The sequence below is a fragment of the Cohnella sp. WQ 127256 genome (assembly GCF_024519285.1).
Classification (GTDB): Bacteria; Bacillota; Bacilli; order Paenibacillales; family Paenibacillaceae; genus Cohnella.
In genome coordinates this window covers 525,178-538,289 of record NZ_JAMZCY010000004.1, presented here as the reverse complement: position 1 = coordinate 538,289, position 13,112 = coordinate 525,178, and the positions used below count along the sequence as shown (strand labels likewise).

Below are 13,112 nucleotides of genomic sequence, written 5' to 3'. Positions count from 1 at the left end.
GGAGAATAGTCGCATGCTGTTGCGTAGGCTAGCAGGACCCTTGGCGGGAATTCTTATTCCCTATATCATCTATGAATACTTAAGAAGGCAATCCGCATGGGACGTTAGATTATTTTTACCACATGGTCACTTTTACATTGTCAGCGTAGTTGCTTTATTAGCTGTTACAATCGCATTCGCGGTTGGGGTTGCGGGGAGAAGGACACGGAATATTAAAGTAAGCTTCCTCGCATTAGCCTTTATCTCCTTGGCCGAAATATTTATGGTGCATGGGCTATCTACCCCCAATTTAATTCTTCATCAGACTCATGTTCCAGGTGTTATGGCCCCATTAAGCGTTATTGCAACGACCTTCTGGCTCTGGCTATCCACTTTTCCAGCTGATCATCGTTTGGTTGTTTATTTTGCCAAGCATGAACGTCTGCTGCTCCCCGTATGGACGACAATATTAGCGTTACTCGGTACTCTTGTGATGCTACAACCTCATTTACTTGAATTCATTAAGCTTGACGTATATCCATTGAACGGTGCAATAACCATTGTCATTGCAAGCCTTAATTTACATACCATGTACCGCTATTTTCAATCCTATGCCTATTCCAGGTTTCCGCTGCAGATAGCAATTGTGTACAGTGCGGGGTGGCTTATTGTTTCCCAGGTCATCATGGTGACGGGAGAATCATGGCGGCTTAGCTGGTGGATCTACCACTTCCTGCTCCTTTCTTCTATGATTGTTATGGTAGGTGGACTCATTAAGCAGTATGGGGCAAATCGGTCGTTAACGGGTGCGATGCGTGCTTTGTTCACGCTTGATCCCTACGAGCAAATTACGAACTCTATTTCACCAAGCGTGAAGGCGTTGATGATCGCGACGGAGAGCAAGGATCTCTATACCGCAGGTCATAATTTTAGAGTTACAGTCTATGCGCTCAAGATTGCGGAACAACTGCAAATAAGACCGGATCAACTACGAGCGGTCGCACAGGGAACGATCATTCATGATATCGGTAAGCTTGAAATCGCCGATGAAATATTGAATAAACCGGGTAAATTGACAGTAGAGGAACGTGCGAAGATTGAGATGCATCCCACGCGGGGGTACGAGATGTGCAGAAATCTCGGTTTCATGAAGGAAGAGCTAGATATCATACGTTCACATCATGAAAAATGGAATGGAGAAGGTTATCCGGATCGACTGCGTGGAGAGCAAATTCCGCGTTTGGCGAGGATTGTAGCTGTCGCGGACGTGTATGACGCGTTGACTTCTGATCGGGCATATCGCAAAGCGATGACCCATCAAGAAGCCATGCAATTCTTAAAGGATCACAAGGGCACGCATTTCGAACCCGCCTGTGTGGAGGCTTGGGAGAAGGTAGCGGATCAGGTGCCTGATATTAACAGACAAGTGTCGAGTATGTATGATCAGAAGATCGCGACAGCCTAGTATGGAAACCTATCACCGGAACAAAACCGAATAGGATTTGGTTTTGTTATCAATCGATCGGATTTTGAATGTTATCTTGATAGTAATCAAAAAACAGCTTATCCTGAGTCCCTCTCACCGCATAAAAAACATCAGGGAGGGTCTTGTTGCGTTGTTTCAGTTCTTTCTCCAGCCATTGGTGGGTCAACCCATTTGAGACGAGGTTTTCTTCGATGACTTTCCCATCCATAATCAACTCAACCGGAAATGATTTGAGGGCATCCACATGTAGCTTCAAATCTTTCCGCGTCACCCATTCGTACTCGCTTTTCTTTTTGACGGAAAGCTTCCCATGATCCTCCAATACTGCATATTCGACCTCCTGCAAATTGAAAACATCCTTTTCCCGCAAAGATTGGATTAAGGAATCCATTGTATATCGAATCTTCCTCATGTTGTCCTCGAGAATTTTTCCATTCTCAATAATCACGGTCGGAGTACCTGAAACCCATCTGCTCCACGCCCTGCTTTTCAAAGCAAGTACAGAGATCAGATAAGAGATAGCGAAGAACACCAATAATGCGATGATCGCAAACCAGTGATTTATTTTATCGTTAAATGCTAGATTTGCGGTAATGCCACCAAGTGTAATACCACTAACGAAATCGTGAAAGGTCATGTTGGAAATTGTCTGCTTGCCTAGTATTCTTGCTATGATCAGCATGAGAAAGAAAGCCACAAAGGTTCGGACGATAATTACCCAGTATTCCTGCAGCGTATATTGCTCCTTTTTGAATGTTACTTGGATTTGAAATTAAGATTTTACCTCTATTTATTTACATGTTATGGGCAAAGTATAACTGCGATATAGCCTGAATCTATAAATGCGCTATAATATTAGAATCAATGGGAAATCTAAGGCTACTGCAGCACAGGGACAACCTATTCCCAAAGAGCCGTTAAGGTTGTCCAAGAACATTCGAGGAGGCATTTCCTTTATGCAACAACTACAACAGATTTCTGAAGCTACAGATTTCATATTAAGTAAAACGAAGCTACATCCTACCATCGGTATGATTCTCGGTTCTGGTCTAGGGGGGCTTGCCGATGAGCTTGAAAATGCGACAGTCATTCCTTACAATCAAATTCCTCATTTCGCCAAATCAGAGGCAGAGGGTCACGCAAATGAATTAGTTATTGGTGAGATGGAAGGTAAAGTCGTCGTCGCTATGAAAGGGCGCTTTCACTATTACGAAGGATATACGTTGGACGAGGTTACTTTTCCAGTTCGTGTGATGAAAGCACTTGGGGTTGAAAGTGTATTGATTACGAACGCTTGCGGTGCTATTAATACAAGCTTTAAGCCAGGAGAGCTTATGATCATTACGGATCATATTAATTTGGCAGCCAACAATCCGCTGATCGGTCCTAACAATGATGCTTTGGGAACCCGTTTTCCGGATTTGTCCCAAGCTTATAATGCGGAGCTTCGTCAGATCGCACTAAAAGTGGGGAAAGAGCAAGGAACTGAATTACAGCAAGGGGTATATGCTTGGTGGACTGGTCCTGCCTATGAAACACCTGCTGAAATTCGTATGATTCGTATCATGGGCGCGGATACTGTAGGGATGTCAACAGTTCCCGAGGTTATCGTTGCAGCACATGCTAAGCTTCGCGTGCTTGGCATTTCATGCTTAACGAATATGGCTTGTGGTATATTGGATCAACCGCTCAACCATGAAGAGGTTATTGAGGTAGCAGGTCAAGTAAGAACGAAGTTTACTCGACTTGTGAAAGGCATTTTGAAAGAAATCTAGGATTGGTTAGATAAAAAAGGGCATCCAAGTGGATGCCCTTTTTTACGATGAATCCAGAAACAACCACTAAAGCTCGCGAACCATTTTATAGTTCCCTGGCTCCGCTCGGAATCCGAGCAAATCACGGTTGATACGTAGCATCGGACCGTTCATCGAGTCGTTGTGCGTTTTCATATAGGGGGCCCCGCTCGCAAGTGCGGATCGTATTCCTAGCAGCTTCAAAGCGAGCGCAATCCGACGTCCGCGGTATTCTGGTAAAACCCCAGTGTAATCATGATACATGGCTTGCGTTTGCTCGTTATGCAGTAATGTGACAACACCGACATAACGGTCTCCGTCTTTGGCAATATGAATCCATTCTGGACGGAAGCCTGGCTGATCTAGGCTCCACTTTCTCCATTCCTCGAACCAAGGGAAATCACCGGAGTAGCCCGGAATATCGAAGTGAGTGACTTTATATAGCTCATGGAGCTTTCTTTCGTTCTCTTCACTGGGCTCCTCCGCTAACGTAACGAAACTTATGCCGCTACGCTCCACCTCGTCGATGGATGCGTTTAGTTTGTCGTCGAAGACATACGATCCCAAATCCAGTACGGATTCGAAAGCGAGGCGTTCTTTGACGTAGCCGTGGCGTTCCGCAAAAGCGATCGACCTTTCATCCGACTCCCAGATGTTATCGGTGAGACGCGAGGCTTTGACTTCCAACGCCCATTCCAGAAGCGTGGCATACAATGCCCTGCCTACGCCAATGCCCCGGAGCTCCGGTTTAACGACAAGATTATGGCTCAAGGTCCCAGCCTCCGTCCAAGGCGCTCTCCATGCCATCGCGTAGGCGATCACTTGACCGAGCTCGTCTTCCACGACCCATTTGGGACGATCCCACCCCATCAGCTTGCCCTCTTCGTCATAATGCAACTGCCCCGGAGGAATTTTGTCCTCATCCTCCCGAAGCTGTTCGGCTGTCGTAGGCTCCGACCAAATCAGATTGAGAAGCGGTGCTACGGCTACATAATCATCAGGGTGACGCAACTTGCGAATCGTATAATTCATAGCTCCGACTCCTCTACAACTTTTGATGTTTAGATACGGTGAACGAGACCGAGGTTCCTGAACCCCGGCTACTTTCAATTTTTAGCCCGCTACCGCATAACTGCTTTAATCGACGATCCGTATTCAGCAGTCCGATTCCCGAGCGTCCGTTCGTCTGTCTGTTCAGGATACGCTCAAGAGTTCCTTCGTCGATACCCACGCCGTTATCAGAAACACATACTTCAACGGCTGGTCCGAGATCGGTAATTCGAATTCGGACTTCCCCGCCCGCGTTCCTCTTTAATAGACCATGCGTAACCGCATTATCGACAAGGGGCTGGATGGTCAAGGGAGGAATGTAGACATTCACATCGGCATCGACTTCCCAAACGACCTGAAGCTTTTCCTCGAAGCGCTCTTGTTGGATATACAAGTAGGAACGAATGAGCCTGAGCTCTCGGTCGAGCGGCACTGCCCGGTCTGAATTCTGAAAATCAATGCCGAGTCTATAATATTGGGTCAATTCCTCAACGAGAATATCCATCTTGTCCGTGTCGATCTTGCTAAGAGCGGATACTGCATTAAACGTGTTAATCATGAAATGAGGTTTAATCTGAGCCTGCAGTAGTGCGGCTTCCATCCGTAATCGCTCGTTCACCGATCTCTTCAGATTCGTTAACAATCTGACCCTGATCTTAAGCTCGGTAGCATTCACCGGCTTAGTAACGTAGTCATTGGCCCCCGAGAGAAACCCCGCCTCTATGTCCTTATCCTGATTGCTCGCCGTCAAGAGAAGCACGGGGAGCTCCGCGATGGAATAACGTTCTCGAATTCGCGCAGTCAGTTCATAACCGGACATGATCGGCATGGTTACATCGGAAATGATCAAATCCCAAATGCCGAATTCCAGTAGCTTAAGTGCTTCTTGGCCGTTGAATGCGGAAACGACTTCATAAGGCTCATCTGCAAAAATCGTTCTGAGAACATTCAGATTAACCGGATCGTCATCGACAGCTAGCAATCGAATTCGGTCTGCAGACGGGATATGAATCTGTTCAGCAGAGGGAGTCATCTGGACGTCGGGTGCATTGTCGATGTGGGATTCGATATCGGTGGCCGCTATTAGCCGTTCCGCTGATTCGTCAATGACTCCATCGGCAATAAACCTTAATGTAAACGTGAATACGGAGCCCTCATTCGGCTTGGATTGGACCTCAAGAATTCCTCCATGCATTTCGACGAGCTGCTTGCAAATGCTAAGTCCCAGTCCGAATCCGCCCCTAAGCGCAGCCCCGTCCGTCGAGGCTTGCTCGTAGGGCACGAACACTCTGCTCAGCAGCTCTGTATTCATCCCGATGCCCGTGTCCGCAACCGATATACTCGCCCATCCATTGTGGATGTCAGCCTGGACCGATACCTCACCTGCATTTGAGTATTTCACGGCGTTGTGCAGGAGATTGAACAGGATTTGATTCAGTCTGTTCTCGTCGGCGTGAACAAGCGGGAAGTCGACCGGTATCCGGTTGATCAGCAGGATCGGTTTACCTTCCGTCATAAAGCGCAGCGTATCGATGACGCTTGATGCTACACCATGAGCGGATACGCCGGCAAGGCTCAGACTGATCCGGTTTTCTTTCAGTCGGGCCATATCCAGCAGATCGTTCAGGATGAAGGACATTCGGCGACCGACCTTGACCAGCGTTTGGAGGTCGTGGGTGCTATTCCTCCCGAGCTTATCCTGCTCTCTCTCCGAGACAGATTGCGAAATGTTAATCATACCGTGAAGCGGATTACGCAGCTCATGGGCGACGGTAGACAGGAAGTCATCCTTTTGCTTATCTGCCTGTTGCAGCGTATGCGTCAGCTTATGAGATTCTTCCGACAATCGGAAGAAGCGCTTGAACCAGAACGCAGAAAAACAAATCATCGCGATGATGAGATCGAAAGGATACGAGATCACCACGACCTGGGAAGTATTGAGAATGACGAGCCAAATCAAGCTGTTAAGCGCCGCTATGGCAGCCAAGAGCAAAAAGATGTTATCCATGTCTATTCTAGCCGTCGACCTGTACATCGCGATCGACATTCCGAGGCAAGGGATGAACATGAGAATGAAATACAAGCCTTGCAGTGCAAGCACATCGGGTAAGGGCAGGATAAATACGGATAAAAGCGCAATGCCGCATAACAGCTCATAAACCAGAGAAGCCCGGCGTCGCAACAATACCGGAAGCTTGTCCTTAATTAATTGATGTAGAAGGTACCCACCGCATAGCATGACGACATAAATGAACTTCACACTCCACTCGAAGGTGAAGGGAATCCACGTATACAATAACCGTTCTCCGTCGATAAGCGTTGCGAGAATAATACACGCAATCATCAAGGAAAAGTAAATCAGCTTTTTGTCCCTGCCTCCTGCCAGGTATAAGATGAACCCGTACAGAACGTGAATCGCATAAGCAATGCAGGCGACCCAAACCATATCCCTGGAAAAGCTCAAGTCTTTTCTCATCGGATTTTCCAGTCCGAATTGAATGGAACGGATTAGCCCTCCATTGCGAAAGGTATCGAAATTCGCAACTTGGATTACGAGTTCGATCTCGCTCTCGTCTTTCAAGGTAAAGTACGTCGTATAGGGAACGTCTAACGGTGTGTAACGATCTTTGCTCTCGGCAGGTTGACCAGAATGACCGAGAAGCCGTTCGTTGATGTAGACTTCCGACGAGCTTTTACTAATCGGCACGCGGATGCCATAAGACTCTCCCTGGAGGGGGTCCACCAGAATCTTCAAGCGGTAAGTACCAAAGCCATACTTGTCGTTACCGTAAGGCTGATCATCGAATGTCCAACTGCTTGGAACTTGAATCCACCTACTCGAAGGGTGGGCATCGGTCGAGGTTGTCCCATTCTGAAGAAGGAGCGTACCCGGATAGAACTCCCATTGACCGTCAAGTGTAAGGGAATGATCGGTCAGAGAATCCCAGTCCCGTAAGTCCAATACACCCTTAATCGCAACCGGGGAATGAGTGGCCGAGTTATATTGCAGCCATAACAAACGGAAACCGGTAATTACCAATAAAAACAATACCGAGATTATCCATATTTTTCTTGTTTTCATCATAACTCTTTATTTCGACATTAACTGAAGTATTCCTCTTGATAACGGGGTGGAGTAGGTATGAAATAATTACTGTTACATTTGAAAACATTAGATCGGAGGCGATCAGGGAAGGATCCCATCTTTTATAAAGATAGCGTTAAGGGTTTGGAGAACATCGAATGTTGGGACAATTCATCCGTTGTGGAAACTAAGTAGCGGATCCTTCATCCTATTTATATTGGTTATCCGGTATGACAAATGAAACGGTTGTTCCTTCATTGGGCTTACTGTGAATAGACAGACCTTGACCATACAATTGGGTCAATCTGCGATTCGTATTGGAAAGTCCAATGCCGCGCTTTCCCTTCAGGGTTGGACTCAACAGTTGAATAACTTTTTCTTGTTCCATGCCCTTGCCATTATCCATGACTTCAATATGTGTGAAGCTGTCTTGGCGAGTAATCCGAATATGTACCGTTCCACCTCTGTTCTGACTAAGGATGCCGTGCTTGACTGCATTCTCAATGAGCGGCTGTATCGAGAGCGGAGGGAGAAGCAGGTTAATGTTCGGTTCAACATCCCACACGATAGATAGTCTGTTGCCAAACCGCTCCTTCTCGATAAACAAATAGGCTTCGGCAAGCTCCAGCTCATGGGATAGCTCTACGAGTCGCCCTGTATTTAGAAAATCAAAGCTAATTCGTAAAAAGGATGCAAAAGCATCGCCTAGGTTCCGCATCTTCCCCGTGTCTATCTCACTAAGTGTCATAATGGAATTAAGCGTGTTGAATAGAAAATGCGGATGAATTTGTGCTTGAAGATAAGCGGCTTCCATACGTAACCGTTCACTTATAGATTGTTTAAGTGCCGTCAATGCCCGGATTCTGTACTTAAGCTCTAGTGCGTCTACAGGCTTGTTCACATAATCATTGGCTCCTGAAGAGAATCCCGTGTAGATATCCGCGGGCTGGCTACGCGCGGTTAGTAGCAAAACCGGAAGCTCTGATACGGAGTAGTGCTCTCTGACTCTCTGTGTCAGCTCGTAGCCGGACATCTGTGGCATCATGACATCGGCAATGAGAAGATCCCACTGTTGTGTGCCTAACAATTCCAATGCCTCGCGAGCTGAAGTCGCTGTTGTGATGTTGTAAGGTTCCGTCGAAAGGATGCCTACAAGCACATTCAGATTGACCGGATCATCATCGACAGCAAGAATGTTCATCTTCCCTTCATTCAACAGCGGTGGAAGGAGCACCGTGGCTGCGATTTCTCCAATTGCAGTGTGCGGATAAATCAATCCAACGGGCTCGTCCGCAGCTTTGTCTGATATGTGCTGGAGGTGAAGAGGCTGTTGCGACAGTGGGATATTCGATTCGTTCGCTAGCGGCAGATCAAAACTAAAAATAGATCCTTTCCCCAGTTCTGAGCGAACGGTCAAAGTACCACCCTGTAATTCTACCAACTGTGTGCAGATGCTCAAACCAAGACCAATTCCTCTTCCATCGTGTTTCCCATTCTCCCCTTGCTCATAAGGAAGAAATACACGGGCCTGGGTTTCCTCATTCATGCCAACCCCGGTGTCGGAGACGTGTATGAGGGCATGTCCCTCTCGAATTTCCGCGGATACGGTGACTGTTCCTTCTTCCGTGTATTTAAGAGCGTTGTGCAATAAGTTATACAACACCTGCACGAGTCTTTGCTCATCGGCCATGACCAGCGGCATCGATTCCGTGACATTCATGTTCAGTTGGATAGGCTTACCTTCAATCATAAATTTAAGCATGCTGATTACGCCTGGAACGATCGATTGTATTTTTAAGGGCTCTTGTTTCAACAAAATGCGATGCTCCTGTAGTCGTGCGACATCGAGAAGATCACCAAGCATATGCGACATGCGGCGACTGATTGTAATAAGTAGCTCCATGTCCTTTACGCTTTTCTCGTTCAAATTTCCCTTCTCTTTGGTTACAACGGTATGCGCGATATTCATAATGCCATGCAGTGGCGTTCGCAGCTCATGCGACGTATTAGCGAGAAATTGGTCTTTGAGTTTGTCTGCTTCTTTTAACTGCTCGTTTAACTGGGAGTTTGCTCTAGAATGCCGGAAATATTTTTTGAACCAGTAAGCAGAGAAGCCTATAATGGCGGCAATGATATCGATAGGATAGTATACGGTCGTAATGTCTTTAGCTGACTCCGCTATGCTCCATAACAAATTAGATATGATACCTGCTGCGGTTAGCAGCAAGAAGGTGGCGTCTTTGTCGGTTTGTTTCTTGAAGATCGCAGTTCCTACAATATAAATAAACCATGTGAACGGGATTAAATAGAAGAAGATAAAAATCTTTAAATCAAGTATTCCATTTGCCCATGAAGCGGGTGAGACTAGCAAGATTCCGGTTAGGGAAACGAGAGCCATGATGTATGCTCGAAGCCACATATTGGGCTGAAGAGGCGAGAATAATCTTCGGAATAAAAGAAGGATAAATAGGTTTTGCCACAGGAGTGAGATCAGCCTGATCTTGATTGCCCATGTGTAGTTGATCGGTATCCATAATAAGAGCATGTTATCGTGGCCGACCATAATTGCTATTCCGATAGATAGTGTTAGTAGGCTGGTTGTGAGCAAAGCTCGTTCTCGAGGATTAAATAAGTAGAGAATACAAGCATATAAGCCATGCAGTAGCAAAACAATAAACGTAACCAATTGGAAGCCGATGGAGTACCAGCGCACGTAGTCAATCGATGCCTGAGAACCAAAGCGAATGGAGCGTAGGATACCGCCGTTGTAGGGGTCGTCGAAGTTGGCAACTCGAATAAGCAGCTCAATTTCTGTCGCGTCATCTACAGAGTAGGAGGCTGTGTATGAGACGTTTTTGGGCTTGTACTCCTTAGCGTTTGTGGCGGGTTTACCGAAAGCAATCTCGGGAATCCCGTTTATTTCCACAACAGATGAGGCCTGTATGCTTCTAAGCCACAATGAAACAGGCTTCTGCAATGGATCGACTAGAATGCGAAGCCGATAGGTTCCGTACCCGTATGAGGAACCTGTGTTATTCGTAAGCTCATTGCTCCAATCTCCTGGAACCTGAATATAACGGGGTGGGTTCTCTACCGATTGCACATCCTGATGAGAAACAAATTGCTCAGGGTAGAATTGCCATTCGCCATCTAACGGGATAGAGGGAGATGTCTCCAAGTCCAAACCACGCAAGTCGAGTAAACCATTTACAGCACGAGAGTGCTCTGCTGAAGGGAACATGGTGGACCAAGCCCATCGCAGACTGATGAGAACGCTGAAGATAATAATAATCATTGCTATATTCTTTAGAGTCGTTTTATTTGTTATTCTCATCATCATACGAAGAAATTCGACATAAAGTTCGGTTATTCCTTTATTTTACTGCTCATCCTAAGGGTGTGGAGACAGATTATTACGGGAAGGGAGAGAGTACATGTATGCTTATTTCGAACCATTTGGATACATATAAACAGGTTGTACTTTCTCTCCCTAACGGTAAAGTTTTATTGAAAGAAGATATACTGATTGATGATCTGTTAATGGCTCGCGACGGGAAGCTTGAAATGTACTATGCACCACACAATGAGATTACCAATCCTTCGGCAAAGGTGATGATCATAGGGTTAACGCCTGGCTTTACACAAATGAGAATAGCCTTACAAGCAGCAAAAGCCGCTTTGGAAGAGGGGCTTTCGGATGAAGAGGTATGTGGGAAGGCAAAAGAAGCAGCGAGATTCGCGGGAACGATGAAAGTGAATTTGGTCAATATGCTTAACGAAATCCACCTTCATCGTTATTTGAACCTACCCAGCTGCGACGGACTATTTCAAGAGCATCAGCAACTGCTTCATACGACATCTTTGTTGCGGTTTCCGGTGTTCGTGGGCAAGAAAAATTATAGCGGTGCCCACCCCACACTGCTATCCAACCCATTCCTTAAGACGGCTGCGCTATCGTCAATAGATGAAGAACTTGAAATTCTGGAACAGGTGCTGATTATCCCGTTGGGAAAAGTAGTAGAGAGTGCTCTTAACGTTCTTGTGCAAGAAGGAAGGCTAGATGCTAATCAATGCTTATGGGGATTTCCCCATCCTTCTGGGGCCAATGGGCATAGACATAAGCAGTTCGCAAGCAATCTAGATCAAATGAGGGATAGGGTAATGGCTTCCTCTACATCTTCTCTATCGCCTTCGACTTCAGCATAGGGGTCCATCTTATCCTTCGTCATCAAGAATGCAGCGATTAGCGCCAATGCAGCGGGAATGAGACTCCATGCAAAGGTTGTTCCAATAGAGCTCGATAGCCCGGTGGTCAAGGTGTCGAGCAGTTGAGTATCGACCGATTGACGAAGCTCCGGAATGAGCAACGTATGAGGATCACTGAGATTCATGTCTTTGGGGATCGTCATATTTCCCTTGTTAAAAGATTGCGTGAGCTTCGAGAGCAGGCTATGGCTTTGCACAATACCGAAGATCGTAATGCCAAGAGCCATACCCAGTGAACGATTGAAATTCAATGTTGAGCTCGCAGCCCCACGTTGCGACATAGGGAACGAATGAAGCACAGCAGTACTCAAAACCGAGAATGTAGCACCGATCCCAAGTCCAATTAGAATCATAATCACAGTAATGAGAAGACGGGAGGAATCTGCTGTAACTTGGGACAGGAGTGCAAGACCTATAACCAGCATGACTAGTGTCCCAACCATAATTGTACGGTAGGACAGCTTTGTCAGCAGAATCCCACCAAGCGTTGCGGTTACCACCGAGCCAAGCATCATCGGAAGTAATGTTAATGCTGAATTGGATGCTGAGCCGCCAAGAACACCTTGTACATAGATTGGAATGAAGATCGATGCTGTCATGAATGCCGCACCACTGAACATCGCGACCAAATTACTCGTTGTGTACAGTCTGCTGCGGAATAGACGGAACGAGATAATAGGTTCTGCGGCCTTCTTCTCCACAAGGATAAGCAAGAGGGACAGAACGACGAAACCAGTGAATAAGCCGATAATTTGTGGAGAACTCCATGCATAGGTTTTGCCGCCAAGCTCAAGCCCAAACATACAGCAAACGACGGCCCCAATGAGCAGAATAGCACCCGCCCAATCGATCTTTTGCTTCGAATGCTCTGCAGATTCCTTATAAAACAATGCAATCAATAGTAAGGCAATGAAGCCTAATGGTAGGTTGATGTAGAAGATCCATGACCAGCTAATGTGATCAGTGATGTATCCACCAAATAAGGGTCCAAGAATACTCGACAAGCCAAACAAGGCGCCGAATGCTCCCATCATCTTCCCGCGATCCTTAGGAGCAACAACATCGAACAGTATGGTGAACGCTATCGAAACCATAGCACCGGCCCCGATCCCTTGCACAGCCCGATATAAGCTTAGCTCAATGATGGATTGTGCCATTCCGCACAATGCGGAGCCGATCATAAATACGATGATCCCAAAGATGAAAAACCGCTTGCGTCCATACATATCAGATAGCTTGCCGAAGATCGGCATGCACGCCATCTCAGCGACCATATACGCTGTAGTGACCCACACAAATTTGTCGAGCCCCCCCATCTTTCCGACGATTGTCCCCATTGCCGTTGAAACAATTGTGTTATCCATAGATGCCATCAGAATAGCAAGCAGCAGTCCTCCAATGATTACTCCTAATTTGTTATTCAGCTTTGCCATATGCTTCAAGTCCTTTCCGT

Annotated in this window: 8 protein-coding genes; 3 read left to right on the top strand and 5 right to left on the bottom strand. The window is 46.5% G+C overall.

All coding sequences use genetic code 11. From position 1 onward, the window contains the following. Positions 1-13: 13 nt before the first annotated feature. Positions 14-1,444, top strand: a complete 1,431-nt coding sequence (locus tag M1K58_RS13955) for an HD-GYP domain-containing protein (RefSeq protein WP_256759465.1) — start codon at positions 14-16, stop codon at positions 1,442-1,444. A 49-nt stretch (positions 1,445-1,493) separates the two neighbouring features. Here the strand turns inward: M1K58_RS13955 and M1K58_RS13950 are convergent, their stop codons facing one another. Then, entirely contained in the window at positions 1,494-2,177 is a 684-nt protein-coding gene (locus tag M1K58_RS13950; RefSeq protein WP_372339161.1) for a DUF421 domain-containing protein, read from the bottom strand. A gap of 244 nt (positions 2,178-2,421) precedes the next feature. On the opposite strand from M1K58_RS13950, the gene M1K58_RS13945 reads away from it, so the two are divergent. Then, positions 2,422-3,240: a purine-nucleoside phosphorylase gene (locus tag M1K58_RS13945; RefSeq protein ID WP_256759463.1), complete on the top strand. Its 819-nt coding sequence runs from the start codon at positions 2,422-2,424 to the stop codon at positions 3,238-3,240. Between the two features lie 66 nt (positions 3,241-3,306). On the opposite strand, the gene M1K58_RS13940 is transcribed toward M1K58_RS13945, so the two are convergent. From M1K58_RS13940 to M1K58_RS13930, 3 genes are all read right to left on the bottom strand, one after another. Further along, complete coding sequence (locus M1K58_RS13940; protein WP_256759462.1) at positions 3,307-4,290, bottom strand: GNAT family N-acetyltransferase; 984 nt, start codon at positions 4,288-4,290, stop codon at positions 3,307-3,309. Between the two features lie 13 nt (positions 4,291-4,303). After that, positions 4,304-7,393, bottom strand: coding sequence for a hybrid sensor histidine kinase/response regulator (locus M1K58_RS13935; protein WP_256759461.1), 3,090 nt, complete (start codon positions 7,391-7,393; stop codon positions 4,304-4,306). A gap of 208 nt (positions 7,394-7,601) precedes the next feature. Continuing rightward, positions 7,602-10,688 (bottom strand): hybrid sensor histidine kinase/response regulator, encoded by a 3,087-nt coding sequence (locus tag M1K58_RS13930; RefSeq protein ID WP_256759460.1) that lies wholly within the window; start codon positions 10,686-10,688, stop codon positions 7,602-7,604. 143 nt (positions 10,689-10,831) lie between these two features. On the opposite strand from M1K58_RS13930, the gene M1K58_RS13925 reads away from it, so the two are divergent. Further along, positions 10,832-11,599 carry a uracil-DNA glycosylase family protein gene (locus M1K58_RS13925; protein ID WP_256759459.1) on the top strand — a complete coding sequence of 256 codons (768 nt, stop codon included), beginning with the start codon at positions 10,832-10,834 and terminating at the stop codon, positions 11,597-11,599. On the opposite strand, the gene M1K58_RS13920 is transcribed toward M1K58_RS13925, so the two are convergent. Next, on the bottom strand, positions 11,536-13,092 hold the full coding sequence (locus tag M1K58_RS13920; protein ID WP_256759458.1) for an MDR family MFS transporter: 1,557 nt from the start codon (positions 13,090-13,092) through the stop codon (positions 11,536-11,538). The genes M1K58_RS13925 and M1K58_RS13920 overlap by 64 nt on opposite strands. Between the last annotated feature and the right edge of the window lie 20 nt (positions 13,093-13,112).

Excerpts from the sequence above, each read along its gene's own strand:
- M1K58_RS13955 (WP_256759465.1), top strand. The coding sequence starts at position 14 with ATGCTGTTGCGTAGGCTAGCAGGACCCTTGGCGGGAATTCTTATTCCC.
- M1K58_RS13945 (WP_256759463.1), top strand. The coding sequence starts at position 2,422 with ATGCAACAACTACAACAGATTTCTGAAGCTACAGATTTCATATTAAGT.
- M1K58_RS13940 (WP_256759462.1), bottom strand. The coding sequence starts at position 4,290 with ATGAATTATACGATTCGCAAGTTGCGTCACCCTGATGATTATGTAGCC.
- M1K58_RS13935 (WP_256759461.1), bottom strand. The coding sequence starts at position 7,393 with ATGATGAAAACAAGAAAAATATGGATAATCTCGGTATTGTTTTTATTG.
- M1K58_RS13930 (WP_256759460.1), bottom strand. The coding sequence starts at position 10,688 with ATGATTATTATTATCTTCAGCGTTCTCATCAGTCTGCGATGGGCTTGG.
- M1K58_RS13925 (WP_256759459.1), top strand. The coding sequence starts at position 10,832 with ATGCTTATTTCGAACCATTTGGATACATATAAACAGGTTGTACTTTCT.
- M1K58_RS13920 (WP_256759458.1), bottom strand. The coding sequence starts at position 13,092 with ATGGCAAAGCTGAATAACAAATTAGGAGTAATCATTGGAGGACTGCTG.